General features: G+C 69.9%; 20 protein-coding genes and 8 pseudogenes. 14 read left to right on the top strand and 14 right to left on the bottom strand.

The features are described from left to right. Positions 1-26 precede the first annotated feature (26 nt). From ACZ6BG_RS19115 to ACZ6BG_RS19130, 4 genes and pseudogenes are all read right to left on the bottom strand, one after another. Positions 27-335: pseudogene (locus ACZ6BG_RS19115) on the bottom strand (GNAT family N-acetyltransferase); the annotation flags it as partial. A gap of 211 nt (positions 336-546) precedes the next feature. Next, positions 547-809: pseudogene (locus tag ACZ6BG_RS19120) on the bottom strand (helix-turn-helix domain-containing protein); the annotation flags it as partial. Between the two features lie 154 nt (positions 810-963). Continuing rightward, positions 964-1,368: a RidA family protein gene (locus ACZ6BG_RS19125; RefSeq protein WP_469002621.1), complete on the bottom strand. Its 405-nt coding sequence runs from the start codon at positions 1,366-1,368 to the stop codon at positions 964-966. 107 nt (positions 1,369-1,475) lie between these two features. Further along, positions 1,476-5,444 carry an nSTAND1 domain-containing NTPase gene (locus ACZ6BG_RS19130; RefSeq protein WP_469002623.1) on the bottom strand — a complete coding sequence of 1,323 codons (3,969 nt, stop codon included), beginning with the start codon at positions 5,442-5,444 and terminating at the stop codon, positions 1,476-1,478. A 285-nt stretch (positions 5,445-5,729) separates the two neighbouring features. On the opposite strand from ACZ6BG_RS19130, the gene ACZ6BG_RS19135 reads away from it, so the two are divergent. Further along, entirely contained in the window at positions 5,730-6,233 is a 504-nt protein-coding gene (locus tag ACZ6BG_RS19135) for a hypothetical protein (RefSeq protein WP_469002626.1), read from the top strand. Between the two features lie 101 nt (positions 6,234-6,334). On the opposite strand, the gene ACZ6BG_RS19140 is transcribed toward ACZ6BG_RS19135, so the two are convergent. After that, entirely contained in the window at positions 6,335-6,691 is a 357-nt protein-coding gene (locus ACZ6BG_RS19140; protein ID WP_469002628.1) for a DUF6191 domain-containing protein, read from the bottom strand. A gap of 403 nt (positions 6,692-7,094) precedes the next feature. Here ACZ6BG_RS19140 and ACZ6BG_RS19145 point away from each other — a divergent pair, with 403 nt between their 5' ends. From ACZ6BG_RS19145 to ACZ6BG_RS19170, 6 genes and pseudogenes are all read left to right on the top strand, one after another. After that, positions 7,095-8,072 carry an NADP-dependent oxidoreductase gene (locus ACZ6BG_RS19145; protein ID WP_469002631.1) on the top strand — a complete coding sequence of 326 codons (978 nt, stop codon included), beginning with the start codon at positions 7,095-7,097 and terminating at the stop codon, positions 8,070-8,072. 45 nt (positions 8,073-8,117) lie between these two features. Continuing rightward, entirely contained in the window at positions 8,118-8,888 is a 771-nt protein-coding gene (locus tag ACZ6BG_RS19150; protein WP_469002633.1) for an alpha/beta fold hydrolase, read from the top strand. A 192-nt stretch (positions 8,889-9,080) separates the two neighbouring features. Continuing rightward, positions 9,081-9,923: an ATP nucleotide 3'-pyrophosphokinase gene (locus ACZ6BG_RS19155; protein ID WP_469002635.1), complete on the top strand. Its 843-nt coding sequence runs from the start codon at positions 9,081-9,083 to the stop codon at positions 9,921-9,923. 18 nt (positions 9,924-9,941) lie between these two features. Further along, a pseudogene (locus tag ACZ6BG_RS19160) lies at positions 9,942-10,226 on the top strand (FAD-dependent oxidoreductase); the annotation flags it as partial. 334 nt (positions 10,227-10,560) lie between these two features. After that, on the top strand, positions 10,561-11,040 hold the full coding sequence (locus ACZ6BG_RS19165; RefSeq protein WP_469002637.1) for a DUF6228 family protein: 480 nt from the start codon (positions 10,561-10,563) through the stop codon (positions 11,038-11,040). A 224-nt stretch (positions 11,041-11,264) separates the two neighbouring features. Beyond that, the gene (locus ACZ6BG_RS19170) at positions 11,265-11,825 is read left to right on the top strand and encodes a hypothetical protein (RefSeq protein ID WP_469002639.1); all 561 of its coding nucleotides are present in this window, start codon (positions 11,265-11,267) and stop codon (positions 11,823-11,825) included. A gap of 47 nt (positions 11,826-11,872) precedes the next feature. Here ACZ6BG_RS19170 and ACZ6BG_RS19175 read toward each other — a convergent pair whose 3' ends face one another. After that, positions 11,873-12,757, bottom strand: coding sequence for a sigma-70 family RNA polymerase sigma factor (locus ACZ6BG_RS19175; protein ID WP_469002641.1), 885 nt, complete (start codon positions 12,755-12,757; stop codon positions 11,873-11,875). An 87-nt stretch (positions 12,758-12,844) separates the two neighbouring features. Here ACZ6BG_RS19175 and ACZ6BG_RS19180 point away from each other — a divergent pair, with 87 nt between their 5' ends. The 3 genes from ACZ6BG_RS19180 to ACZ6BG_RS19190 all read left to right on the top strand — a co-directional run bounded on the left by ACZ6BG_RS19180 (position 12,845) and on the right by ACZ6BG_RS19190 (position 14,863). Continuing rightward, positions 12,845-13,315, top strand: coding sequence for a carboxymuconolactone decarboxylase family protein (locus tag ACZ6BG_RS19180; protein ID WP_469002643.1), 471 nt, complete (start codon positions 12,845-12,847; stop codon positions 13,313-13,315). A 216-nt stretch (positions 13,316-13,531) separates the two neighbouring features. Then, positions 13,532-14,005 (top strand): carboxymuconolactone decarboxylase family protein, encoded by a 474-nt coding sequence (locus ACZ6BG_RS19185; RefSeq protein ID WP_468462414.1) that lies wholly within the window; start codon positions 13,532-13,534, stop codon positions 14,003-14,005. 285 nt (positions 14,006-14,290) lie between these two features. Further along, positions 14,291-14,863 (top strand): transcriptional regulator, encoded by a 573-nt coding sequence (locus ACZ6BG_RS19190; RefSeq protein WP_469002645.1) that lies wholly within the window; start codon positions 14,291-14,293, stop codon positions 14,861-14,863. A 103-nt stretch (positions 14,864-14,966) separates the two neighbouring features. Here ACZ6BG_RS19190 and ACZ6BG_RS19195 read toward each other — a convergent pair whose 3' ends face one another. The 4 genes from ACZ6BG_RS19195 to ACZ6BG_RS19210 all read right to left on the bottom strand — a co-directional run bounded on the left by ACZ6BG_RS19195 (position 14,967) and on the right by ACZ6BG_RS19210 (position 18,851). After that, entirely contained in the window at positions 14,967-15,527 is a 561-nt protein-coding gene (locus ACZ6BG_RS19195) for a GNAT family N-acetyltransferase (protein WP_469002647.1), read from the bottom strand. A gap of 346 nt (positions 15,528-15,873) precedes the next feature. Beyond that, a complete protein-coding gene (locus tag ACZ6BG_RS19200) occupies positions 15,874-16,998 on the bottom strand; it encodes a serine hydrolase domain-containing protein (protein ID WP_469002649.1) in 1,125 nt (374 codons plus the stop codon). A 176-nt stretch (positions 16,999-17,174) separates the two neighbouring features. Beyond that, positions 17,175-17,309: a hypothetical protein gene (locus ACZ6BG_RS19205; protein ID WP_469002651.1), complete on the bottom strand. Its 135-nt coding sequence runs from the start codon at positions 17,307-17,309 to the stop codon at positions 17,175-17,177. Positions 17,310-17,660: 351 nt separating this feature from the next. Further along, entirely contained in the window at positions 17,661-18,851 is a 1,191-nt protein-coding gene (locus ACZ6BG_RS19210) for a serine hydrolase domain-containing protein (protein WP_469002654.1), read from the bottom strand. A 391-nt stretch (positions 18,852-19,242) separates the two neighbouring features. Between ACZ6BG_RS19210 and ACZ6BG_RS19215 the strand changes: the two are divergent. Next, a pseudogene (locus tag ACZ6BG_RS19215) lies at positions 19,243-19,562 on the top strand (serine hydrolase); the annotation flags it as partial. A 72-nt stretch (positions 19,563-19,634) separates the two neighbouring features. After that, entirely contained in the window at positions 19,635-20,063 is a 429-nt protein-coding gene (locus tag ACZ6BG_RS19220) for a serine hydrolase (protein WP_469003011.1), read from the top strand. Between the two features lie 151 nt (positions 20,064-20,214). Here the strand turns inward: ACZ6BG_RS19220 and ACZ6BG_RS19225 are convergent, their stop codons facing one another. The 4 genes and pseudogenes from ACZ6BG_RS19225 to ACZ6BG_RS19240 form a co-directional block, all read right to left on the bottom strand. Continuing rightward, complete coding sequence (locus tag ACZ6BG_RS19225) at positions 20,215-20,910, bottom strand: response regulator (RefSeq protein ID WP_469002656.1); 696 nt, start codon at positions 20,908-20,910, stop codon at positions 20,215-20,217. Continuing rightward, on the bottom strand, positions 20,907-22,148 hold the full coding sequence (locus tag ACZ6BG_RS19230; protein ID WP_469002658.1) for a sensor histidine kinase: 1,242 nt from the start codon (positions 22,146-22,148) through the stop codon (positions 20,907-20,909). The genes ACZ6BG_RS19225 and ACZ6BG_RS19230 overlap by 4 nt, the downstream gene beginning before the upstream one ends. A 300-nt stretch (positions 22,149-22,448) precedes the next feature. After that, a pseudogene (locus tag ACZ6BG_RS19235) lies at positions 22,449-22,644 on the bottom strand (serine hydrolase domain-containing protein); the annotation flags it as partial. Between the two features lie 215 nt (positions 22,645-22,859). Beyond that, positions 22,860-23,105: pseudogene (locus ACZ6BG_RS19240) on the bottom strand (hypothetical protein). A gap of 54 nt (positions 23,106-23,159) precedes the next feature. Between ACZ6BG_RS19240 and ACZ6BG_RS19245 the strand changes: the two are divergent. Together ACZ6BG_RS19245 and ACZ6BG_RS19250 are read left to right on the top strand one after the other, a co-directional pair. Continuing rightward, positions 23,160-23,501: pseudogene (locus ACZ6BG_RS19245) on the top strand (helix-turn-helix domain-containing protein); the annotation flags it as partial. Positions 23,502-23,548: 47 nt separating this feature from the next. Further along, positions 23,549-24,720: pseudogene (locus ACZ6BG_RS19250) on the top strand (site-specific integrase); the annotation flags it as partial. Between the last annotated feature and the right edge of the window lie 432 nt (positions 24,721-25,152).

Raw genomic sequence — 25,152 nt, forward strand, 5'->3', positions numbered from 1 at the left:
GCCGGACTTTGAGACAGGTCCCAGGCCTTGGAGTCCGGCTTCCCCTCCTCGGCGAGCAGCCCGAGCAGCACCTCGTCCAGGAATTCGCCCATCACCGAGGCCGAGGAGCGCAGCACGCCCTCGCGGACGAAGCCGTTGCGCTCGGCGGCGCGGAGCATCGCGGCGTTGTCCGGCAGCGTCTCGGTCTGTACCCGCCGCAGGCCGCGTACGACGAAGCCGTAGGGGCACCGGACGGCATCCCGCCGCACCTCGATGGCCGGACCGCGCGCTACCGCGGCCTCGTCGCCGAACGCCGCATGCTCATCGTGCTCGACAACGCCCGCGACGCCGACCAGGTCCACCCGCTCCTTCCGGCAGTCCCGGCTGCACTGTCCTGATCACCAGCCGCAGCCGACTGACCACGCTCGTGGCCACACACGGCGCCCGGCCGCTGCCCCTGGCCGTCCTCGACCGCGCCGCCGCACATCAACGCTCCACCAGCCACCTCGGCATGCCGCGCGTTGCCGCCGACCGCCTCTATGCCCTCTGTGCCGGTGACTTCACCGCCCACCTGCGCACCGCCTCACGCGGCGGCGTCATCGACTGTTCGGCTCCGTCCTCGAAGACCACCCAGGCTCCGTTCGCCGCGGTGCTTTCACCTGCGGCCACACCTCCCGCCTCCGCAGTCCCACCGCGTCATCGCCGCGTTCGATCGCGCGTCGAGCCGGCTGCTGCCACGACCAGCCGTACCGCCGCAGCAACCGCCATGTGCCCTGCACCGCGTGCGAGACGGGGAACAGCCGACCGATCAGCGTCTTCACCCGGGCCAGAGGTCACCGCTGGTCCTGCCGACGCCGCCTGCACGCCGTCCGGCGAGCCGCCCGACAGCGACCGATCAAGTTCAGTGGTGGCGGGCCCGCGTCGCTGATGCGGCCGAGGCCGTACGGCTACGGCGGTACCGCTCCGGCTGCTCCTGCCACGCCGCTACGGCCGTACCGCTATCGCGTCGACTTCGAAGAGCATGCCCGGCAGCGCCAGGGCGGCGACACCGCTGAGGGTCTGGGCGGGAAGCCGGTCGCCGAAGCGGGCGTGCAGTACCTTGCCGAGGGCCTCCAGCTTCTCCAGGTCGTGGTCGACGATGAAGCTGCCGAGGCGGACCACGTGCTCGTATCCGAGGCCGACACCCTCCAGCGCCGACCGCAGCCGGTCGAGCGCGAGCTCCACCTGAGTGGCGAAGTCGCCGGGGACGGGTGCGCCGGTGCTGTCGGAGGCGTACTGCCCGGCGATGAAGACGAGTTCGCCGGGTGCCGAGACGGCGTGGCTGTAGCCGAAGGGGGTCGGGTCGTGGAGGGTGGCCGGGTTGGTGATGGTGCGGTGATCATTCGTCATGTCTGCTCGAACGCGCGTGCAGGTCGGCTCATTCCAGTTCCGTAGTGGGTACTTCGCGGTCGGAGCGACCGGGGCTGCCGTTGCGGTGCGAGCGGCCGCTCCACCACTCAGCAGGTGGCACGGTAGGACAGATCCGGCAGATACGTCCGCCAGTCCCGCCGCGACAGCCCCGACCCAGTCCGCTCGCACACGGCGGCGACCAGATGCGCGGGGGCGAGCGCGTACTTCTGCGACGGCACATGGGATCCGCCCGCGTGCAGCGTCCTGCCGTCGGGGCTGAAGGCCAGCGACGTGATCGTGTCGCCGGGGGTGGGCAGGGGCGAGCCCAGCGGCTGGCTGGAGGGGACGTCCCACAGCTGGATGGTGCCGGAGCGGGTGGCGACGGCGAGCGTGGTGTCGTCGCGGGAGAAGGCGAGCGCGCTGACCGGGTCGTCGTCGGTGGTGGGCGCGGTGTCGGCGTCCGCGGCGGTCAGCACGGCGCGGCGCGTGTGTCCGGTGCCGTCCCAGATGGTCACCCGGCCGTAGGCGTCGCCCGCGGCCAGGTACTGCCCGCCGGGGCTGAACGCCAGCTCGCTGGTCAGGGTGCCGCTCAGCGATGTGCGCACGGTCTTGCCGGAGCGGGGGTCGGCGATGGCCTGCCAGGAGGCGACCCGGGCCGAGTCCCTTCGTACCGCGAGCCCGCCGGAGATGCCCGACAGCGTCCTGACCTTCCTCGGCCGGCCGCCGGAGCGCAGGTCCCACACCTCGGTGGTCTCCTGCATCGAGGTGCGGGCCAGGAACAGACGGGACCCGTCGGCGCTGAGCACGAGACCGTCCAGACCGCTCCCGCCCATCTCGTTCGCGTCCAGATCGACCACCGCGTGCTCACGTCCCTTCCGGACGTCCCAGACGCTGACTTGGTCCCGCTTCGGTGCCTTGGCGCCGCCCGACTGCCGCGCCTGCGCATAGGCGAAGTACCGGCCGTCGGCGCTGAACGCCATGAGGTCGGCGCACTCCTCCGGCCCCGGAGCGTCACCCATTTCGGCCGTGCCCGGTTCCTCGTCCGGTGGTGTTTCTTCAGGCCCGGCGGGCGCGGGGCTGTCCTCGGCGGCCTTGGGGCAGGGCTCGACCGGCGGCTCGAAGACGGTCCGCCCGCTACGGGTGTCCACCAGGCGCAGTTCCTCGTCGCCCTCCGCGTGGCGGACGACGGCCTGCGTGCGGCCGTCCTCGGCCAGTCGCCCTGGGGAGAAGTACTCCTCGCGCCATGACGCCTCGACCGCCGACTTCACGCTCAGCGAGTGCAGGACCGTCCTCGTCTCGTTGAAGTAGCGCACGACTCCCGCGTCCAGGTCGAGCTCGAACCCCCAGGACGCGCTGCCGACGGTGGCGTGGCGCAACACCGGCGCGCCCGGAGCGGCAAGCCGCCACATCGCGACCCCGTCCGCCGTGGACGCCACCACGAACCTGCTGTCCGCGCTGAAGCGGACGTCTTCCAGCCCTCTGCCCACCACCCGCGGCGCCTCGTGGCCGCCGCGCAGGTCCCAGCGGCGGATCTCACGGCCGGTGACGCGCGCCAGATACCTGCTGTCGGGGGTGAAGACGAATGAGGCGCCGCCGCAGTCGAACCGCTTCTTGTCCTCGTCCAGCCAGGAGCGGTCGAGCCGGGCACGCCGGGCGATGTCCCAGACCTCCAGCGGACCTTCCTCACCGCACCGGGCCAGCAGGCGGTTGTCCGCGCTCAGCGCGAAGCTCTCCGACTTGTACGGATGCCGATGCTTCATGGCCAGCAGGGCGCGGCCGCTGCGTACATCGAAGAGCTTGCTGTACGCGGTGTCCGCGCCCTTCGACGTACCTGCACCGCTCGCGCCCTCCGACGTGTCCGACCCGGCCGCGCCCTCCCACGTGTCCGCCCCGGTCGTGCCCTCCGGCACATCCGCCCCGCCCGTGCCCTCCGCCGTGTCCTCGCCGTCCACGTTCCACACCTTCAGCGCCACACGCCTGCCGTCGGGGGAGAAGACCACGCTCGGCGACTCGGTCGCGGGCAGTCGGTTGAGCACTCGACCGGCGCGGACGTCCCACAGCACCGTGGAGTCGGTCGTGATCACGGCCAGCGTCCGGCCGTCCGGGCTCACCGTCACATCCGGACCGTCCGCGGCCAGCTTGCCGAGACCGGGGTACGCCCGCACCCTCGGCCGCAGCTCCCGCATGTCCCAGGTACGCACGTGCGCCGCGCCCACCGCTACCAGCGTCCGCCCGTCGGCGGTCAACTCGGTGGCCACGGTCTCCGCCGCGGCGCCGGGGAGGGAGAAGGACGACACCTCGTTCTGCGCCATGGCACCCAGCAGTGCCGAGCGGGTCTCGGTGGACTCCGCGAGCCGCCAGGCGGCGACGCTCAGCCGCATCGCGGTGACCGGGTCGTGATCACGCATGGTGGCGGCGGCAGCGGCGATGCGGCGGGCCTCCGCCTCGACGTGCCGCCGCTCGCTCGTACGGCTCTCCCGCCACGCCATGGCACCCGCGACCACCGACAGGACCACCAGCACCGCCAGCGCGCCCGACAGGGCACGACGGCGGCGCCGCGCACGCGTACGGGCACGTCGGCTCGCCGTGAGGAAGGACAGCTCCAGCCCGGTCAGATCCGCACACCCGTCACCGTCGGCGGTGAAGTGCTCCGTCGCCGTGGTCAGCCGGGCGCCCCGGTACAACGCGCCCCGGTCATGCGCCAGTTCCTCCCAGGTGCGCGCCGCCTCCGTCAGATGGCGGTGGGCGCGCAGCCGGTCCCGGTGGGCGTCCACCCAGGCACCAAGGCGGGGCCAGGAAGTGATCAGCGCCTCGTGAGCGAGGTCGACGGTGTCGTCGTCGAGGGTGATGAGCCGGGCCCGGGCCAGCAGGTCCACCACGGCGTCGACCTCGTCGTGGTCACCGAAGTCGAGTTCCGCGCGCCGGATCGGCCGCCTGGTGTCCTGCGCCCCTTCACCCGGGGCGATCAGCCGCAGCAGCACCAGCCGCGCCAACTCCCTGCGGCTGTCGGAGAGCTGGGCGTGGACGTCCTCGGCGGTGCGGGCGATGGCACCGTGAACGCCGCCCGTGTCCTCGTACCCCTGCAAGGTCAGCGTCCGGCCGCGCCGTCGCCGCCAGGTCTCCCGCAGCGCGTGGGAGAGCAGCGGCAGCGCCCCCGGCTCACTCCCGGCCTCCTTCACAAGGCGGGCGGTCAACTCGCGTTCCACGATCAGCCCCGCGACCTGGGCGGGCTTCACGACCGCCTGCCTCAGCTCGGCGGCCGACATCGCCGTGACCAGAAGGCTGGCGTCGGACAACCCTTCCGCCAGGGCGCGGTGTTCGGCGCAGCGGCCGTAGAAGTCGGCCCGCACGCCGAGGACCACCCGCAACCGGCTGTCGGGACTCCGCGCCGCCAGGAGGCCGTCAATGAAGTCCGCCCGCTCCTGCGGATCCCGGCACAGCGTGAACACCTCCTCGAACTGATCCACGATCAGCCAGGTGTCACCGTCCCCGGCGGCGGGCTTCAGCACCGCGGTGTGCGTACGCAAAGGATGCTCGCCCGGCGTGAGGATCCGAATGGCCACGGGACGCTCCGCCGCGTCATCGGCGCGCCGCAGCCGGGGTATGAGCCCCGCCCGCAGAAGGGACGACTTGCCACCCCCGGAGGGACCGAACACCACGGTGAAGCGGGACGCCCGCGTACGCCCCACCAAGTCCTCGGTCAACCGGTCCCGCCCGAAGAACAGCCCCTCGTCGCCCGGTTCGTAGCGCGTCAGACCCCGATACGGCGACTGCCCGCCATCGCCCTCACCCTCGTCCAGCGACTCCTCGGCCTGCTCCCGTACCACCTCGCGCCAGCGGCGCTCCCAGTCCTGCGGATCGGCCCCACAGGCCCGCGCGTACGCGAGCGCCACCGCCAGCGACGGCAGTCTCTCGCCCGCGGCCGCCTGCGACAGCGCCGTGACCGAGTACCCCACCCGCTGGGCCATCACTCGATACGACGGAGCTCCCGCCTCCTGCCGCACCTTGCGCAACTCCACCGCGAACCGGGCCACCGGCCCGTCCGTCGGATCGAGCGGCTTTTCCCGACGCCCCACCCCACGCCCCCCGTATTCCGTTGATCAACCGTGTCAACCTACGAGCCGCCACCGCTCCCACCAAGCAATGCGATGGCCCGCGCGGGTCACGCGACACGCCCCGCCCGACTCTGCCGTGATTGTTCACCAGCACGGAAGTGGGGTGCTGAAAAACGCCGCACGCTGTGAACTCTTCGTCATCAGCACGGCCACGGCCCGCCTCGGCGCGGGGCCTGCCGCGCTGTCGGTCCGCGGGTTCCACAGACCTCCGAGCGGAGGTCGGCCCGTGGCGGGGAGGGACGAGACATGTCTGCATCGACGAAGCCGCGCACCCGTTTGCGCAAGGCGGCCACGAGCATCGGCGTCACCGGCGCCTTCGCGGGGCTCGTACTCAGCGGAGCGTCATCCGCCGGCGCGTCCACCACGGCACAGGACGAGAAGAGCCCCCGCTCCTCGAGCGCCGCGCCCATCGGCTTCCACGGGACGTCCGGCAGCAGCAAGGCCAAGATCAGCGGGACGTACCAGTACTGGTACGCGGGCAAGGACGCCAACGGCCGCGCCTTCTACGACGGCAGGTTCTCGGGCGCCACGGCACAGGACCGCGTGGCGGGTGACGGGTACGAGGCCGTCCTGGCGCTCAAGTACGACGAATTCAAGAGCGGCGGCTGGCGGACGGTCAAGAACCGCGTGGCCGTCGTCAACAGCACCAAGTCGTGGTCGTTCAAGGCCAAGGACAAGGTCGTCGCGTACGCCTGCGACCGCAAGGTCGGCACGAAGAAGCTCCTCAACTGCAAGCCCTGGAGGTTCTGACCACCCGTCCGCATGGGTCTTTGCTGTACAGGGGGCAGCAAAGACCCATGCGCGACCCCACTTCGAAGGATGGCGGGACCGAGGGCCATCGCCCCTGCCCCTCACCGCCGTCCCGCACGGACATCGCGTCGGTCGGCGCACGTGCCGCTCGCTTTCTGAGGCAACACGATGAACGCCGTGCCCCGGGTCAAGTCGATGCTGGAGCGAGGCGGCGCACCGTCGCTCTCGTCGTCCCGCAGCAGCAACTCCACCCGCCGCCGCTCCACCTCGACCGTCTTGTTTCCGTTCACGACCGCTGTGAACTCGTCGAAGGCCGTGCTCGACAGCGACCGCCCCGTGCGCCCGCGCAGCCACGGGATCAGACCCAGCCCCGTGAACCATCGCCACACGCTCTCCACCAGGGCGAACAAGACGAGCTGACACACGAACGCCGGGAACGACAGGAGCCAGATCGTCACGGACGGTTCCTGCCGTACGTCACCCGACAGGGAGGCCTTCCTCTCTCGCGGGCAGTGGGATCGCCCCAGAGCGGCAGACGCCGCCCGGCGCTCTCGGCAACCGTCTGGACCGCCGTCGTTGGACTCGTCTCGCTGATGGCCATGGGGCGACTGTGCTGGATCCGCGGCACGCAGGGATCGGACCAGCGAATGATCCGCTTCCCCCGTGCGGCGGAGGCACTGCCACGGGAGAACCAGCGACCATGCCCCGGTCCACCGTCTCATGGCGACGGATGGCCAGATCCTGTCAGTACATGGCCATCGAGCCACCACCGGGGAGGGCGCCGACCAGCCAGTCTTACGTCGTGCCCCGGTTCACGGGTACGAACTCCCCAGCACCTCCCACCGCACAAGGAACGTCGTCATGGCCAAGTCCCAGCCCGTCACCGCCCCCTCCACCATGCGCGCTGTGTCCCAGGACCGGGCTGGAGCCCCCGACGTCCTGAAGGTCGTGGAGACCAGGCGGCCCGAGCCGGGCCGGGGCGAGATCCTGGTCCGCGTACAAGCGGCGGGTGTGAACCCGGCCGACTGGAAGACCCGCGCGCGGGGGCTGTTCGCCACCGGAGCGACGCCTCCCTTCATCCTCGGATTCGACGTGGCCGGGGTCGTCGCGTCGGTGGGCCCCGGCGTGACGATCTTCCAGCCCGGCGACGAGGTGTTCGGGATGCCCCGCTTCCCGCATCCGGCGGGCGCGTACGCCGAGTACGTCACGGCGCCGGCCCGCCACTTCGCGCCGCGCCCGCGCGGCCTGGACGCCATCCAGGCGGGCGCCCTGCCACTGGCGGCGCTGACGGCCTGGCAGGCCCTGGTCGACACGGCCCGGATCCAGGCGGGGCAGCGGGTCCTTGTCCATGCCGCGGCCGGTGGTGTCGGCCACCTGGCCGTGCAGATCGCGAAGGCCCGCGGGGCCTACGTCATCGCCACGGCCAGCGCCGCCAAACACGACGTACTGCGCACGCTCGGCGCCGACGAAGTCATCGACTATCGCACCCAGGACGTCGCCGACACCGTCCACGACGTCGACGTCGCCCTCGACAGCATCGGCGGACCCAACTGGGCCCGCTCGCTGCGCACCCTGCGTCCGGGCGGCCTCCTCATCTCCCTGGTGCCGCCGGACGACACCTTCCCCGTCCAGCGGGCCGAGGAAGCCGGGGCGCGGGCGGTGTTCATGCTCGTGGAACCGGACCAGCAGGGGCTGCGCGAGATCAGCGCCCTTGTCGAGGACGGCCGCCTGCGGGTGATCGTCGACACGGTGCTTCCACTCGAACAGGCCGCGCAGGCACACGCGTTGGGCGAGACGGGGCGCACCACGGGGAAGATCGTCCTGGCGGTCGGCGGATAAATAGTCGATGGAGGGAGGCCGGGGTCGGTGCCTAGCATGAGCACCATGCGTGAGTTCTTCACAGCCGACCGGCAGCGGTTGTCGTTCCTCGACTTCGGCGGCCCGGGTCTTCCGCTGCTGGCGTTTCACGGGAACTTCAACGAGGCGGCGGTGTTCGCCCCACTCGCGGAGGCGCTGGCGCCGCAGTGGCGGGTAATCGCACTGGACCAGCGCGGCCATGGCGAGTCCGACCGTGCCGAGAGCTACGAACGGGACGACTTCGTCGCCGACATCGCGGCTTTCCACCGCCACCTGGGACTCGGTCCGGTGGCGATCCTCGGGCATTCCTTGGGCGGCGTGAACGCCTATCAGTACGCCGTCCGGCACGCGGACCAGGTCACAGCCCTCGTCGTCGAGGACGTCGGCGCCGTGGTGAACGCCGACTGGACGTTCACGACACAGCTGCCGCGCAGGGCGCCGTCGCGCGAGGCGTTGGCCTCGGCCATCGGCTGGACGGCGCCCTACTTCGCGTACTCGTTCCGCCAGTTCGACGACGGCTGGGGGTATTCCTTCGGCATCGACGACACGGTGCTGACCCAGAAGGCTCTCACCGGCGACCACTGGAGCGACTGGGAGGCGGTGACCTGCCCGACCCTCCTGATCCGCGGAACGGACAGCGAGGTACTGGCCGAGGACCACGCCCGGGAAATGATCGCCCGCCGGACCGGCCAGGCACGGCTCGCCGAAATCCCAGCCGGGCACGTAGTGCATCACGACGCCCCTGACGAGTTCGCCGCCGCCGTCCGCACGTTCCTGTCCCAGCAGCCCGCCAGGTAAAGCCCCCCGCCCGTCTGCGCGCGCCTCCGGCGATTGCGCCGCCGGACGATGCCTTCGCGCCAAGATCTACCGACCGGGCGGATTCCCGATACCTCCCCGGCGTCCACCCCGTTGTCCCCGGCGACGATCACCGCCCGCCCTCCCTGCCGAGGGCGGGCGGTGCCACGCGCCCAGAAGGGACACCACCAGCTCATGACCTCACGGCACCACCTCGGCCGGAGCGCCGCCGTACTGACCGCCGCCCTCGCCTTCACCACGGCGGCCACCGGTCTCACCGCGCACGCCGCCGACAGCGCCCACAAGACCGGCAAGCACACCACCGCGACCGCCGCTTCCCTGCCGCGTGCCGGTGCGGGGCTGCCCCAGACCGCCCCGGACGACGGCTGGGAGGGTGACGGGCTGCGGCTGAGCGCCGAGGAGAACCGCAAGGTCGACGCCTACGTCACGCGTGCCCGTGCGGCCGAGCCGTCGATCAGCCAAGACGTGCGGGCCGCCGCGGACCTGAGCGGGGCGGAGCTGGTCGGGTTCGACCACCGCCTGAAGTCGCCCGACTCGCTCAAGCGGAAGGTCGCCACGGACCTCGAAGAGCACACCGAGAACACCGTCGACCAGGCGCTCGCCCGCCTCAACGACGCGGTGCGCTACACCTTCCAGTGGCCCGACGGCGAGTACGTCACCGGCGCCACCATCGCCTCCGAAGTGCTGTCCGCCTGGGGCAACGACCCCACCAAGTGGAGCAACACCTGGGGCCGCGCGCAGGGTTACAAGGGCCTCAACACAGGCTGGCGCGCGCCTGATTCGCAGCAGCGGTTCGAGGTGCAGTTCCACACCCCGGCGAGCAAGTACGCCCAGGAGGAGACGCACAAGCTGTACGAGGAGCAGCGGCTGCCCACGACCAGCCCCGAGCGCAAGAAGGAACTCCAGGCGCAGCAGAACGCGCTCTTCGCCGCCGTGCCCGTGCCGGACGGCGCCCCCGGACTCGCCGCGCCCGCGTCCCGTCTGACCCCGGCCCCGGCCTTGGCACCCGCGGTGTGAGGCCCGCCACGGCCGCGCGACCGACTGACCCAGCGCATGCCCATGGGCGAGGCCTTCAAGACCTTCGCCGTGTACGACACCCCCTTCTGGCGCGCGGACGGACTCTCAGGCCTCGCACTCGACCTCGACGGCCCCATGACCTTCGACGCCTCACGCCCGGACGGCCCCGGCGTCCTGTGCACCCTGGCCAACGACCCCGCGGCCAGGCACCTGACCCGCCTGACCCCGCCCGAACGCAAGGCGACGATCATCCGACCCCTCGTACGCGGATACGGCTCCCGTGCGGCCCACCCCGTCGACTGACACGAGAAGAACTGGTCCGACGCTCCGTACTCCCGCGGCGGATACCACGCCGACTTCCCACCACGAGTCCTGACCACCGTCGGCCACGCCCTGCGCACCCCGATGGGCCGCATCCACTGGGCGGGCAGCGAGACCGCCCCCCCCAGTGGTCCGGCTGCATCGAGGGCGCGATCCGCTCGGGGGGGCGAGCCGCGGACGAAGTCCTCCGGGCGGAGCCACGATTCCAGGACCGCCTCATCCCGGACTGGCCGGCACACGGCCTGCTGTGGCGGCTGACTTCACCGGCATCAAACCCGAATGACAGGGAACGAAAGACCGACCTAGCGTTCCGCCCATGAGTTCCCCCGACAGAGAAAGCAACAGCGGCAGCGGCACCGACGAGGCGCCCGGTGTGAGCATCCCCTGCCAGGAAAACTCGTTTGTCGCAGTGACATTGAGCGACCGTCTCACCGTCGACGAAGACCTGACGCACTACACCGTCGGCCTGCGGGCCCCCGGCCTGACCGCCCGCGCCCACGGGATCGCGTCCTGGGCCCAGGGAAACGAGCTCGCCCCGTTCCTGGAATCCCTGGCCTCGAACTACCGAGGATGGGAGGGCGAACGCAGTTGGGAGACCGCTGACGCGGACCTCGCGGTCTCGGCCGTCTTCCGGCCGGGCGGTTACGTCGGGCTGACGTGGACGCTGCGCCCCTGGCTGAGAGCCACTGGTTGCTGGACGGCTTCGGTGACCACATGGCTGGAGGCCGGGGAGCAGTTGGCGTCCGCAGCGGCCGAAGCTCACTGCTTCTTCCGACGGCCGGCTCCAGGGCGATGACCTGGTCGCCGCTCGCGCGGCCGACCGCGAGCCTCATGCTCCGCATCGACCGCGCACGCGATGTGCCCAGGTGCGCCCGGAACCCGAGGTCACCACGACCTGAGTTCCTGTTCGGCCGCAGTCCTTCTCCACTCTTCACCGCGTATCCGGGAACCGTTCCTCCGCTTCCCGCGTGATCTGGTGGTGTGTTGTCGGCAGGTGGTGGCGTGACCGGAGGGGACGGTATGAGAACGCGGACGTGGGTGAGCGTGGCGGTGTCGGCATGTGTGGTGCTGGTGGCGAGCGCGTGCGGCCCGGATGAGGCGAAGAAGGACACGGACTCCAAGCCGTCCCGGCCGTCAGCGTCCACGCCGGTGAAAGAGCCGTCGGCCGCGCCCTCCAAGCCCGCTCGGACCGAGAAGCCGTCGGTCACTCCGTCCGGCGACCAGCCCGCGCCCAGGACGAAGAAGGGCGCGATCCAGCGCTACGAGCAGTACCTCCACGCCCTCGGCCGCGAGGACATCGACACGGTCTGCGAGGTGGCCGGGCCCGCCGCGAAGAAGGCAGAGGAGGAGGGTGCCGGCCCGTGTACGTCGACGTACGCCACAGTGTTCAAGATGATCTCGCCCGCGCAGAAGAAGGCCCTGAAGACGGCGACGGTCGATCCGGAGCGTGTCGTCGTGCGCACGCCCGCCAAGATCGAGATGCCGGTCGCAGCGGTCAAGTCCTCCGCCACCTTCTCCGAGAGCGACCTCGGCAGCTACACCCTTGAGTACCTCAAGAAGGACTGGTACATCACCGACTGAACCCGACGCGTGAACCCGACGCGCCATGCGCGATCTTGGTCAGGGAGTCATGCCGGGGCTGGCAGCCGCATCAGTGCGAGCGCGGCCGGATCGGTCACAGCAGTGATCTCGGTGACGCGGCCGTCGATGACAGTGAAGGCCAGGAGGGAGAGCGGGGTGCCGTCTTCCTTCCAGGCGATGACGCCGGGGCGGCCGTTGACGGTCGCTGGACGTCCATGAGCCGCGCCTCCGGCCACTCGCGCGCGGGCGGCGACTTCGGTGGCTCCGAGGGTGACGAACTGACCCTCCGGAGTGTGGACGGTGAACTCCACTTCGGGGTGGAGGACTTCCAGAAGCCGCTCGAACTGGCCCTCGCGGGCGGCGGCCAGGAAAGCGTGAACCACCTCGCGTTCCTGCCGTGCGGTGCCGGCAGGAGGCTGGGCGCCCTGTACGTTCCGGACCTTCCTGCGGGCGCGACTGGTGAGCATCTTGGTCGCGTCGGCGGACTTGCCGAGAATCGTGCCTACCTCCGCGTGGGGCACGGCGAACACGTCATGCAGCACGAACGCCAGCCGTTCGTCCGGACGCAGCGAGTCGAGAACCGTGAGGAGGGCGAGGCCGACGGAGTCCCCGAGCTCCACGAGGTCGTCCGGAGCGGGGGCGTCGTCGAGCGTCACGGTGAATTCGTGCTCCTGGTCGTCGAGGGCGACGTGCGGGCGGGTCCGGCCCGACCGGAGAACATCGAGGCTGAGGCGGCCGACCACGGTGGTGAGCCAGCCACCGAGGTTGTCGATGGTGCCGGGGTCCTGGCGGGAGAGCCGCAGCCACGCCTCCTGGACCACGTCCTCCGCGTCGGGGTGTGAGCCGAGCACGCGGTAGGCGACGGCTCGGAGCCGGACACGGTGGGACTCGAAGGCCTCGGAGATCGGATCCACGGGATGGGCCTCAGGCACGTTGTTACCTTCCTCGAAACTGCTCCGTCAGAGGGGTGACGGGCACCAGCCCCGGAACGTAACCCCGATCAAGGAGAGCACCCTCACGTGGAGAACCGGCTCAAGAACAAGAACACGAACAACCCCGACGTATGGACCGGGATCCAGCACCTCCAGAAGGCGATCGCGGCCGGGGGCGTCGACTCGAAGCTGCTCACGCTGGTCCACCTGCGCGTCAGCCAGATCAACAGCTGCTCGCCGTGCGTCCACGCCGCCGCCACCGGAGGGAGGAGGGCCGGAGAGACCGACGAGCGACTGCACAGCGTGGCGGCGTGGCGCGAGGCGCCGTTCTACACCGACGCGGAGCGCGCGGCGCTGGCACTGGCGGAGGCCGCCACCCGGCTTCAGGACGGCGCGGAGGGAGTCACCGACGAGATCTGGGAAGAGGTCGACGCCCACTTCGCAGAAGAGCAGTTCGGCGCGATCAACCTGGAGATCGCGCTGACGAACTTCTTCAACCGGATCAACCGCACCATCAAGGAACCGGCCGGTCGGACCTGGGAGCGAGCCGGGCGCTGAGCTCCTGGCTCATCGAGGTCTCCCACGGCGCCATCACCTCGACCCCTGTCGCTGTCGCCGTCGTCCGTTCGAGGTGGCCCCGCAGACCGGGTCTTTGCTCGCTGGCCTGACATCCGGCGGGGCTGCCTCGTCGGATGTACAGGGACGCACACGGTCCCGCGACCAGCCGTTCCGTTCCCGTGGGGGAGCGGTCAGGCCCGAGATGGGGAGATGATGATGAAGGCCCGTATTGATTTCCATGGCAATGCGATTGGCGCCAAGCACGTGAAGTACCTCGCGTCGGCGGGCCAGGCGCTGCTGGCCACGTCGCTGCCGAAGGCGACGATGGAACTGATGGCGCTGCGGATCAGCCAGATCAACGGCTGTGGGTTCTGCGCCGACATGCACACCAAGGACGCCGCTCACGCCGGGGAGACTCCGGTGCGTCTGAATCTGGTTGCGACCTGGCGGGAGGCGACGGTCTTCTCCGAGGCCGAGCGTGCCGCTCTGGAACTGGCGGAGCAGGGCACCCGGATCGCGGACGCCGCGGGTGGTGTCAGCGATGCGGCCTGGGCGGACGCGGCCCAGCACTACGACGAGGATCAGCTCGTCGCCTTGGTGTCGGCGATCACGCTGATGAACGCCCTGAACCGCTTGAACGTGATCATCCAGCAGCCCGCGGGCGATTACCAGCCGGGCCAGTTCGGGTAACGAGCGGCCCACGGTCGCGACAGGCAGACGGCCGGCGAGGACGGAAAACAATGATGGCCGGACGCCCATTCGTCGGGCTCCGGCCATCGGCCCAGGAAAGAAGCGAGCAGCTGGCATTCAGGTCATCGCTGCTCCCATGGTGTCGGGATGAAATTCCTCACCGGTCCGGGCTGTTATGTGGGGATACTCGGATGGGCGCAGAATTGCGCGCGTGGTGGCGGGAGTTGGGGTATTATGGATAGCGTGTCTGCTGGGTGATTGAATTGTTGTGCGGGAGGTTTTGGGGTGCCGGAGAGGGTTCGCGATTTCGGGAAGTACGGGGCTCGTGGCATCAAAGGGCATGAGGCCGTCGCACGTCAGCTCGATGCTCTCGCCGGTTATTTCACTACGCCCGTGACGTCTCGCCGAGGTCTGCTGGCGAGGCTGCATTACCTCACGCGCAGTGACCATGCGCGCCAGGCGGCACGAACTGCTGGCCTGACGGTGGCCGATCGCACGCTCAAGAGCTGGCTGGAGGGCAGGCGCAGGCCTTCGAAGAGGAACCTTGAGCGCATTGAGGTCGCCTACCGCATGGTGCGGCGGCAGAACGTGGCCCGGTATCTGCTGCGGCGTCTGAACGCGGAAGGCCGGGGGACGCGCGTGGAGATTCACCCGCTGAATCAGTCCCAGGTGCCCAGGCCGCGTCAGCGGGTGGTGGAGTTCCGAAGTTTGAATGTCCGCCAGTGGGATGCCCTGGTGCGAGCGTGGACGGACGCGGACGACGAGGCGATGGACGACGCGTGGGGGGAAAAGATCGTGGACCTGGGAAGCCAGTGGGGGCAGTACGAGTACGTGACCAACGTGGGATTCGCGGCCTGAGACGGACAGCGGACCCTGTCCACCAGAACCGCAGTCGTCGTCCTCTCCGACCTGTTCGCCTCGACATATGACGGGCGAGCTCCATCCCGTGGATGCCGGGTGTTCACGAGTGCGAGTGGCCGACCCTGGTTGGCGACTCCTGCCCTCTCACGTCCCGGACGGACTTTTCGAGGAGCGTGAACGACTTCGTCGTACCGCCCGGCTGCGGTTTGCCCTCCTTGTGACCGACAACCTGGTAGCCGGCATTGAGGTAGTACGCACTCAGGCGGGCGTTGCCGGCCAGGCAGTCCAGACGTACAAGCGGCCGGCCGGCCTCGGCCACGCGGCGTTCCGCGACGCGCAGAAGGTGCTGCCCGGTCCCGGGCGGAACCCGGCTGTGGTCCACCATCAGCCTGTGTACGTAGCCGGCCGTCGGAGGCTGCGGCCCCCAGGCATCCTCGTCCTCCCACCACAACTCCCAGGCACCGACCACACGATCAGCCGCCTCCGCGAGCCACACCTCCCCGCTCTCCACGATCCGGCGGAAGTGGTCCTCGCCCAACTCGCCGGGCTGCCACTGGCCAGTGATGCCCTGGGCGATCATCCAGCGAGCAGCGTCGTCACGGAGCCGGACGACAGCGGCAAGGTCGGCGTCGTCGGCGAGACGGAAACGTAGATCGTTCACGCCACGATCGTCGCACAGCACGGGCGGACATCTTGATGGCACCCAGCTTCCTCCACGCCTGCCGTGCACTCCACCACCTCGGCCCCGTCTCCGAGCGCGAGCCGCCTCGCCGGCCGAACTGAACAAGCTGGTCGATAGGCGGGACCAGGAGGACAACGGCCGGTGGATCCCAGAGATCTTTGACGGTTCGTCGTCAGGAGGCGCTTGACGTGGCGGTGTAAGTCTCAGGAGACGCTTGTCGGCTTCTGGTGTCTTCGCGCTGGGGGTGTAGCCGGTCGTGGAGAGCCGCGTTCGAAAGGGACGGGCCATGAGTGAGCTCACCTCCCTTTCGAACGCGCAGTGTGGTTCAGCGTCGGCACAGACCCGCTGCCACGGTCTCCTCAAGGTGCCCTACGGCTTCGCCGGTCTTCGGTTCAAGGTTCATCGTGACGCTGGCGGCGCGGCCGTCGTCGGTGGCCGCAGCCCAGGTCCCGAAGCCGGGGATGCCGCCGCTGTGGCCCCAGAAGGCGCACTTGTCCGACTGCTGGACCCGCATGATCCCCAGTCCCATGGCGTTGCGGGAGTTCCCCTTCTTCATGACGACGGTGGTGCGCATCTGCTTGCGCTGGGCCTGCTTGAGGAGAGGGTTGCCGTCGTCCTTGAGCAGGGCGGAGAAGAACCGGTTGAGGTCGGAGTTGGTGGAGACCATCGCGCCTGCCGCCCAGGCCGCGGAGGGGTCGATCTCGGTGACGTTGCGCGCGGGCGCGCCCTCGGGCTCCGGGCGGTAGCCCTGGGGGTGGCGTTCCCGGATGGTCGTCTCGCCGGGGGCGGGGAAGTAGGTGTGGCGCAGCCCCAGCTTCTGGATGACGCGCTTGTCGATCTGCTGGGCGAGGGGCCGTCCGGTGACCCTCTCTATGATCAGGCCGGCCACCAGGTAGTTGGTGTTGCTGTACGACCATTTCTTGCCGGGTTTGAAGACGGCCTTGTGCTTGAGGGCGATGTCGAGGGCGTCGCGGGGCGAGAGGTAGCGGCGCTCCAGGATGTCGCTGGTGACTTCGTCTTCGTAGTCGGGCAGTCCGCTGGTGTGCTGCAGGAGCTGGCGCACCGTGATGCGGTTCCCGTCGATCCCCTCGCCCCGGACGAGTCCCGGCAGATACTTGTCGACCGGCTTGTCGAGGCCGATCTTGCCCTCGCCGACCAGTTGCAGCACGACCGCCGCGGTGAACGTCTTGGTGACGCTGCCGATCCGCACCTGGGCGTTGCGGGGCATCTTCGCGTGTGTGTCCCGGTCTCCCACCCCCGCGGTATAGGTACGGAACTTCCCCTTGCCGTCCAGCACACTCGCCAGCGCGCCGGGTGCGTGATCCGATTGCACCAGCGTCTCAAGACCCTGTCGCACGGGGTCCGGCCCGGCGGCGCTTGCGGGTGCCGCTGTACCGGCGGCGACAGCGGTGGCCAGGGCAAGGGTGGTCAGGGCGAGACGTTTACGCATCAAGGTTCCTCCAGAGTGGGGGTGACGGGCCTTAGCGGCGAGATCAACTCTGCTGGATACAGACGCTGCTGCCCATCAGGGATCACCCTGATCAGACCCCGGTCTGCCTGGGAACGGACTCCCAATGCCTTCCTGGGAGCGACCTCCCAGTTCGCCCTGAGGCACGGCCCAACGGTCTACTGGATGAGCCCGACCCCCTCCGTGTGGGGCACGTACGTCTTGGCGTTGTGCCTACCGCCCTCGACGAAGCTCAGCTCGGTGTGGACCGGACCCTTGGCGTAGTGCTTCACGAAGTCCTCCATCGGGGGCATGGCCGATGTTCCCCTTGATGCCGGTCTGGAAGACGAGGCAGACGTCGGGGCGCCCGGCCGGGATCAGCTTCGGGGCAAGCACCTCTGGCTCGCCGGGTCGTCGTCCGGGACGAGGATCTGGCGGGTGCTCCGGACGACCGCAGAGGCACACCGAGCGCGCGGTGCCCCGCCCCTGGTCATCCATCTGGTCAACGCCGGGAAGTCGCGACGGGCACGGGCCCGCTCGGTCACCTGCATCCGAACCGGCCCGCGCCCGCCGTCGATCGTGCCCCGGAGCGAACATCAGCCGTACCCGGAGGAACAGCTCCCGTGCACTGTCGGGGCCCTCATGTCACCGCTCCTGGCGGCACTTCACAGCCGCGGCGCAGGACGCTCCCCCCGCTTCCCCTTGCCGACCGCGCCGCAGAACTCCGCGTCGACCACGTCGCCCTTCGCGCTCCAGTCGCCGTTGGCGTTGTACGTGAGGGTGTGGCGGCCGTCCGGAGTGGACACGGCCTCCGTGATGGAGCCGGGGGTGCCACCGCTGTGGCTCCACAGCTTCGCGTGGCAACTCGTCCTGACGCTGTACAGCCCGAGGCCGTAGCCGGAGTAGTAGGGGTCGTCGGGCGTGGGCACCGTCGTCTGCATGTCGGCGAGTTGCTTCTTGGGCAGCAGCTTGCCGCGCATCAGGGCGCTGAAGAACCGGTTGAGGTCGCCGGTCGTGGAGATGCCCTCGCCTGCTGCCCAGGCCCAGGACATGTTGTTCTCGGTGACGTCGTGGATCCTTGTCGCGGCGGGATCCTTGCTCAGCTTCGAATACGCCCGGCTGCTCGGCTTCGGCAGGAAGGGATCGGCGCCCGGGATACGGGTGGTCCGCAGGCCGAGCGGGTTGATGACGCGCTCACGGATCTCGTGCTGGTAGCTGTTGCCGCTGACCTTCTCGATGATCAACCCGGCCAGGATGTAACCGGTGTTGGAGTACGAGTGCCTGGTGCCGGGCGTGAAGTCCGGCTTGTGCGACAGCGCCACCCGTATCAGTTCCCGCGGTGTGTGGGTGTCGTAGCGGTGTGTGGGAAAGCCCTCCAGCAGAGTGTCGTGCGCGAACTCCGGGTCGCTGGTGTAGTTGAAGAGCCCACTGGTGTGGTTGAGGAGTTGGCGCACGGTGATCCCGCGGCCGTCGTTGCCGTTGCCTCGTACGAGGCCGGGAAGCCAGCGCTCCACGGTGTCGTCGAGGTCGAGTCTGCCCTCGGCCTCCATCTGCAGCAGCACGGTCGCCACGAACGTCTTGGTGATGCTGCCGATCCGGAACCGGTCGGCGGCGTCGCGCGGCGTGCCCGTCTTCAGGTTGCCCACGCCCGAAGTTCCCCGCCAGGCCTCGCCCTTGTCCACTGCCGCGGCCGTGATCCCGGGGACCCCGTCGGTCACCATGGCGTCCATCGCACGCTGGGTCGCCGCGTGCCCCTTCCTGGGCTCGGCGTGTGCGGGGAACGTGAACGCGGTAGCGGCCACCGCCGCTGCGGCGAGCCCCACCATCCCGGTGCGCACTCGTCGACGTACTGCCATGACGTGCTCCTTTGCGATTGAGCGTGCCGTGCCGCGGTCGCGGCACTCACCCGGCCCGTGCGCCCCTCGTGAAGCTCGTGGTGACGCGGTGATCCGTGGTTGCAGGGAGGGACCACGTCCGGACGCACGGGAGTTGACTCGCGTGGCGCATTTGGACGGGAAATGGTCCTCATCCGGGAGCACGGTCCTGGCTGAGGACCATTTCCAGGAGTCCGCTCCTGGGGGCGGACTCGTCCTGGGAGCGGATGAATTCCCGTGCCCTGAATGGTCCTTTGGACGACAGCTGGGGATCACCGGGGCCATCCAGCAGAGGGGTTCTTTCGCGCACGAATGCGCACCGCACAGTCGCTTCTCACACTCCTGCCGCGGTCGGCGCGGGGTGGTGGCGCTCATGGCAGCCGGGGTCGTGACGGCCGGAGTGCCGGCACCGACCGCGGCGTTCGCGGGCGGCAGGCCGGACACCGCCCAGTCGAGCCTGAACGCGCTGGTGAACGACGACGGCCTGCCCGCCGCGCTGGCCAGCGTCAAGGGTCGCGACGGCCGCACCCGCACCTACACTGCCGGTGTCGGCGACCTCGCCACCGGAGCCAAGGTCCCTGTCGACGGCCAGGTGCGCGCAGGCAGCAACACCAAGACCTTCACCGTCGTCGTCCTGCAAGTCGTTGCCGAAGGAAAGATCCGCCTAGGCGCGCCTGTTGGGACCTATCTGCCGGGCCTGCTGCGCACGTCATCGACCCCATCGGCCCGCGCCACACCTACTTCCCCGCTCCCGGCGACACCACCATCCACGAGGCCCACCCCAAGGGCTACTTCCGCGGCACGCCGAACGCTCCTGGGATCGACTACACCGAGATGGACGCCTCGATGGCCTGGGCGGCCGGGGCGATCGTCACCACCAACACCGACCTCAACTCCTTCTTCACCGCGCTCATCGGCGGCAGTCTCCTGGCCCCAGCACAGCTCGCCGCGATGCGCACCACCGTCGAAGCCGATTCCCTGGGCCGGGGGATCCGCTACGGACTGGGGCTGCAGAGCAAGCCCGTTTCCTGCGGCGGCCTCTCTTGGGGCCACGGCGGCACCTCGCCCGGCTACCGCTCCCGCGGCGGTGTCACCGACGACGGCCGCGCCGCCACCATCACGGTCACCGCCGTCCCGGACGAGGGCGGCGCACAGCACATGGCAGATGTGCTCGACGCGGCGCTCTGCCACTGATTCCCCCTGCGGACGGCCCCTGCCTGTGCGGAGCCCGACATCGAGCGGAGTGATCGCGGCTCCCGTCCACGGGAGCCGCGATCAGTCCGCGAGGCACAGCGGCCATCCGGGTTCCTGCTGGCTGCCTCGTGTCGGCCAGTGACGGCCAGGTTCAGCCCGCCGAGTTCGCCGACCCGACCTCGACCAGGCCCGACTCGTAGGCCGCGATCACCGCCTGGGCACGGTCGCGGACACTCAGCTTGGCAAAGATGCTGGTGATGTGGTTCTTGACCGTGGAGACGCTGATGTCCATCGCCAACGCGATCTCGGCGTTGTCGAGGCCGGTGGCCAGCAGGTGCCACACCTCGACCTCGCGGGGCGTCAGTTCGTCCGCGCTGGACACCCGCGACGGCGGCTGCGGACGGCGGGGCGCGGTGACATAGGCGGAGATCAGCCGGGTGAGCAGGCGGGGCGCCACGGCCGCCTCCCCGGTGTGCACGGTGCGCACGGCCGCCACAAGCTCCTCCGGGGAGACGTCCTTGGGCAGGAACCCGGAGGCGCCGGCGCGCAGAGCGGCGACCACGTACTCGTCCATGTCGAAGGTGCTCAGCGCCAGGACTCGGCATGCGGGCAGCTCCCGCGCGAGCCGCTCCGTCGCCTGGACGCCGTCGAGAACCGGCATCCGGATGTCCATCACCACGACGTGGGGCCGGTGCTGGTGCGCGAGCTCGACCGCCCGCTGCCCGTTGTCCGCCTCGGCCACCACGTCGAGCGCCGGATCGGGGGTCAGGGTCAGGGCCACACCCCGCCGCACGAGCGGCTGGTCGTCCGCGATCAGCACCCGGATCCGTTCCGAGGGTCCCGTCATTCGAGCTGCTCCTCTCCGCCGACCGGCGCCACTGGCAGGGTGGCCGCCACCCGGAAGCCACCGCCGTCGAGGCCGCCGGCCACCATGCTGCCGCCCTGCAGCGCGACGCGCTCGCGCATGCCGATCAGACCGTACCCGGTGCGGCGCGCCCTCGGCCCACCCACACCGCCCGCCCCTGCCAGGGCACCCACCAGGGTGTCGGCCGGTGCGGCCGTGCCGTCGTCGGACACCTCGACGGTGATCCGGTCCGGAAAGTACGTCAGCCGCACCCGCGCCTGGGCCCGGCCGGCGTGCTTGCGGGTGTTGGTGAGGGACTCCTGGACGATCCGGAACACCGCCAGGCCGGTGCTCGGTGGCAGCGGGCGTTCCTTCCCGAGGACGGCGAAGTCGACGGGCAGGCCGGCCTGCCGGGATTCGTCGACGAGCTGTCCGAGGCTCCCGACACCGGGTTGCGGCGCGGACGGCGCCTCCTCCGGTTCGTCGTCGGCCCGGAGCACGTCGAGCAGTTGGCGCATCTCTCGCAGCGCTATGCGCCCGGAGCCCTCCAAGGTGACCAGGGCGTCGCGCACCACCTCGGTGTCGCCCTCGAGGTTGGCCTTGGCACCCCCGGCCATCAGCTGCATGGTGGTGATGTGGTGGGCGACGATGTCGTGCAGCTCCCGTGCGATGCGGCGGCGTTCCTGGGCCACCGCACGGTCGGCCAGCAGCTTGCGCCGGACCGCCGCCGCGTGCTGCCAGCGCTTCAGTGCCTCGGCCGCAGCGATGACCAGCGCCGCGGCGATCATGTTGCTCGCCATGTCCGCGACCGGCGGGGGCAGCGGATGTCCCCGGCCCAGCAGCGCCGCGGCAGCCGCCACGAGGGCGGCCGGCACCGCCACCGCGAGACCGCGGTACCGGGCCACGGCGAACATCGCGACGCAGAGCGTGCCGTTGAAGTGGTGTGGTATCGGCCCACTCAGGTTCAGCGCCAAGCCGAGGATCAGCACACCCGTCAGTGACGCCAGCGGGTAGCGGCGCCTGATGAGCAGCGGTACGGCCGCCAGTACCAGCAGGACCAACGCGGCCAGGGAGACGGGCTGGCCGCGGTCCGGGCCGTCGACCGTGTAGGCGAGGAGGTCGACGACGGCCGCCCCGACAGCCACCAGCGCGTCACTGGCGGTCCAGGGCGGGCCGCCGACTCTCGGTGACGGCGGCAGGGGCCGGTAGTGCGTCGACATACTGGTGGTGGTCCTTTCCATGGCCGGTCGATCCCGGCCTTCGCCGGTCTACCGCGGCCGACGTTCGTGAGCCGTTCTCACGGAGGCCTGCGATCCCGGAGGAGCGAGCGTCCGCGGACCATTCTCGCAGCGGCTCCCAGCCCCGGGCAGGCACCAGGGACCGATCCCTGACCAGGACCCTGGTCCTGGTCAGGGCCGTGTGCCGGACCCAGGTCCTGAAGGCGTTCTCCTCTCCCGCTCGGACGACAACGCCCGGTGTGTCGGCGTACAGGGCTGACCGCGCAGGATGAACCCGCTCGCTGCGGGGCTGCCGTCCCAGTCGAAGGCAAGCCCACGGACGGCGTTGCGGAGTCCGTCAGGGGCTGGCGGTCGCGGGTGTAGTCGAGCTTGTTGGTCAGCAATACGGCCCACTGCTGTTGACCGAGTGAGATCCACATGCCGGTGCCGGTGAAGCCGTAGAGGGCCCAGATGCCGTCGGCGGAGTCGGTGCCGGGGCGGGGTGCCAGAACAGGCGTCTGGCGGTGGCGGGCTGGCACACCCTTGCCGCCGGGTTGGTGCACATCAGGGATGTAGGGGAGTTGAGGGCCTCCGGCGTGGCACCGCCGGAGGCCCGCTTCGTTCTCGCGGGCACTCGGCCACAGCGAGGGACACGGACAGTACGTCCACGCTTGACCACAGTCCAGCATTTCTGTGTCAGCTCAGCGCAGAAGCGTCTGCTATGCAGTGCTCCGCTTACGCGGCTATCCCCAGGATGGTCAGCAGATCCGCGGTCACCGCCCGGTAGGCGTTGCTCAGGCGCAACACCTTGCACGGGTACTGGCCGCGCCTCGCGAGCTCGTACCCCTTGCTCTGCCCAGCCCCGGTGCCCGGTTCTCTGCCTCCAGGTCAACGGCGACCGGAAGGGGCAACAGTTCCTCCTGAGTCATGCCCTTCGGCAGGTGGGTGATCTCGTCGTCGCACAGGCAGCGCTCCATTCATGACTGAGCCCTCGGCTAACACGACGACCGCGCCCGTCTCCAGGTCACGGCCCCCGTGGCCGCCGAGGTCCGCAGGCGATGGAAGGAACTGGGTTGGAGCGCGCAGGACTTGGCCGACAAGTGTGAGGAGATCGGTCATCCCGTCCCCCGAAGTGTCATCGCCAGCATGGAGTCCGGACGGCGCTCCACTCTGCCCCTGATCGACGTCATGGTCCTGGCCGAGGCCCTGAACACGTCCCTTGTCTGCCTCATCTACCCCGTCGGCTACGTGCAGCGGCTCCCACTTCAGCACCCCGTACCCACCCTGAACGCCCTGAGCTGGTTCACCGGGGAGAACGTCGCACTTGGCGCGGACGGCGACATGCTGCGCTACTTCCGCGCCCACCACGCCGCCGAAGTCGACCCACCCGGAACCGACCCCGGCACCACCAAGGAGATTGATCTTTGAAGGACTCCACCCACCGCTGTTGCTACTGCCGCGCCCCCAAGAGCAGCAGGCCGCTCGGCAAGAATTTCCCCAAAGGCTCTCCAGCCGTAAGCACGGCTCGTATTCCATACGTCAGGAACTCCCGCCGCGCGAGGACGGCACCCGTCGCTCCTTCAGTCGCGTCGGCTACGAGTCCATCGAGGCGGCCCAGGCCGACCTCGACCACATACGCGCGCTCCTCGGTCTCGCCGAGTCCGACGACTCCGAGGGCCTGGCCCAGATTGCCGAGCTGGTGGAGAAGGCGAGTGGCTGGACATGTGGCTGGCGGGCAAGAAGGGGCGGCAGAGTGCCATCAGCCGCGATGAGAGCAACATCAGGGTGCACCTCGAATCGCGGATCGGTCACCTGCGACTCGATCGCCTCGGAGTCATCCACCTGTCGGACATGTTCGAAGCCATCGCTGAGGCCAACGTCGAGATCGCTGAAGGCAACGCAGCCCGCCGCAAGGCGTTCGAGGACCTCGTCCAGATTCCCTGGAAGGGGCGCGAGCCCCGCGCCCGCCGCAAGGCGAATGAAGGCGGCCATCGCCGAGATGGAGCCCTACCGCCGCCTCGTCGGTCCGGCCACGCGCCAGCGCGTCCGCTCCACACTGAGGGCCGCGCTGAACGCCGCGATCGCCCAGCAGCTGATCACCTTCAGCCCGGCCGCCCACGTCGAGTTGGAGGCGGGCAAGCAACTCAAGGCGCTGGTGTGGATCGAGGAGCGCATCCTCCACTTGAAGCGCACCGGCGAGAAGCCCTCGCCGGTGATGGTCTGGACGCCGGAGCACACCGGCCTCTTCCTCGACCACGTCGCGGAGGGCCGCCTGTACGTGTTCCACCTGATCGCGTTCCGCGGACTGCGGCGCGGCGAGGCGTGCGGGCAGAAGTGGACCGACACCAACCTGGACGCCGGGCTCATCACCGTCGCCAAGCAACTCGTCGTGGACGGGTGGGAGGTGTACGAGGACGACCCCAAGACCGATGCCGGCGCGCGGACCATCGCGCTGGACTCCGACACGGTCCAGGCGCTCAAGCGGCACCGCGTGCAGCAGGACAAGGACCACGAGGAATGGGGCACTGCCTGGGTGGAGACCGGACGCGTCTTCACCCAGGAGAACGGCGAGATGCTCCACTCCGCCAACGTCACACGGCGGTCGAGCCTGCTACCCGAGGCCGACCTCGCCATCGCCGAGGCCGCAGCCCGGCTCGTACCGCGCGCCCGCACCACCTCGGAGAACAGCATGTCCACAGCGGAGCCAGAGCCCGACGAAGCGGAGGAGTCCGCCCCCGAAACCACCCCGCGCGAGGAGTCCGGCTGAGGGGGAGGGCCGTCCCAGCGTCCCTCAGCACGCCGTACATCACAGAAGTGCACCGTCCCATCGTCTGGGCCCGGAGCGTGTCCCGTTCGGCCCATGGCGGGCCGGCCCAAGCCGCCCGAAACTGAAGATTCGGGCTGAATGGCGATACGCGGGCGATCGGCCTGGGGAAGCCCCGCCCGGATCGGGGGGCGGTCATGGCGACGGCGTCTTATTCCGACCTTGACCTGATGGTCACCAGGGACCGGAACAATGACACATGGG

Source organism: Streptomyces sp. NPDC041205 (assembly GCF_055591765.1).